The 1,443-nt window shown below is 63.8% G+C and carries 1 protein-coding gene and 1 pseudogene; one reads left to right on the top strand and one right to left on the bottom strand.

Annotated elements, in window-relative coordinates; all coding sequences use genetic code 11:
- Window positions 1-655 (bottom strand): PhnD/SsuA/transferrin family substrate-binding protein (locus EN991_RS36100; RefSeq protein WP_164769653.1); only part of this gene is annotated, 655 nt, incomplete at its 3' end.
- A gap of 251 nt (window positions 656-906) precedes the next feature.
- Here EN991_RS36100 and EN991_RS36095 point away from each other — a divergent pair.
- Window positions 907-1,443 (top strand): annotated as a pseudogene (locus EN991_RS36095) (phosphopentomutase); the annotation flags it as partial.

Genomic DNA, 1,443 nt, shown 5'->3' with positions numbered 1-1,443 from the left:
CCTCCAACCTCGCCTGCGTGCCCGACGGTTCTCGCGGGCCGTCGGCAGCGGCCGTCACCCAGCCGAACAGGCCATCGGCTTTGCCGTCGACCAGCATCGTCTCGGCCGCCGCGGCCGAATCGGCATGGACCAGAAACGGTGCATCTTCCGCGATCTTGCGGCCTTCCGCCGCCAACGCCGCCAATGGCAAGAGAGAACCGCCGACGCTGTCAGGAGGCGCCATGGCGATACGATGGCTGTCCATCGCCGCAAGGTCGGGCAGCTTGCCGTCCCGCGTCAGCAGAACCGAGCGGATGCCGATCGCGCCGTCTGAATCGACCGGAGCCACAAGCGGTTCGATACATAAGCAGCGCTGCGAGGCCGTCGCATATGCGGTGGCCGAATAGATCGCATATTCGATGCGGGCATTGGCCTGCGCCTCGATCAGCGCGGCATAGTTGCGGGCAACGACAAACTCGACCTTCATGCCCAAGGCCTTGGTGTAGGCGTCGGTCAACAGTGCCAGCCCCGGAACGGAGTTGCCGGCGCCTGGCTCGGCAACGATGCCGATGCGAAACGTGCCGATATCGTCGCGCCAGTCGGCATGCGCCGGATTTGACCAGAGCGCGACCTGCGCCAGCATGAGAGCGGCATAAGTCTTCAGCGCAACCCTCATGACAGGAACCACGGTCTGTTGTCCTCGATTCATGCCCATGCCCGGAGCATTTGTGCATATCGCAGCCCAAAACCGCTGCGCACCGTTGGGCGACATGCATCTCTGTTTGTGCATGTCGTTATCCCAAAACCGCTGCGCACTTTTGGGCGACATGCACCAGACTATCACGCCAAGCCGTTGCCGTTTGGTTTCCGAATTGCCAATGAAGTCGCGGAACCCTATGTCTGGTCGGTCAAACTGGCAACAACTCGATGGCACGCGCTTTCCTCTTCGTTCTGGACTCCTTCGGCATCGGTGGAGCGGCCGACGCCGACCGCTACGGCGACGCCGGCGCCAACACATTCGCGCACATCGCAGAAGCCTGTGCAGAGGGCCGCGCGGATCGCGAAGGGCTTCGCAGTGGACCGCTGTTTGTCCCCCAGATGGCCTCGCTCGGGCTTGGCAAGGCTGCCGAAACCGCAACGGGGCTGGGCTTTGCCAGCAGCGGGACGGATCTGCTCCCAACTGCCTTTCACGGCGCCGCACAGGAGGTTTCGAGCGGCAAGGACACGCCGTCGGGCCATTGGGAGATCGCCGGCCTGCCGGTGCGCCTCGACTGGGGCTATTTCCCGGATACGGTTCCCGCCTTTCCGGCCGAACTGACCGAGGCGATGATCCGCGAAGGCAAGGTGCCGGGCATTCTCGGCAATTGCCATGCGCCGGGCACCGAAATCATCGAGCGCTTTGGCGAGGAACACATCCGGACCGGCAAGCCGATCTGCTACACGTCGGTCGACTCGGTCCTGCAA

Source organism: Mesorhizobium sp. M7A.F.Ca.US.005.03.2.1 (assembly GCF_003997795.1).
GTDB lineage: Bacteria > Pseudomonadota > Alphaproteobacteria > Rhizobiales > Rhizobiaceae > Mesorhizobium > Mesorhizobium ciceri.
This window is presented reverse-complemented; position numbering and strand designations above follow the sequence as displayed.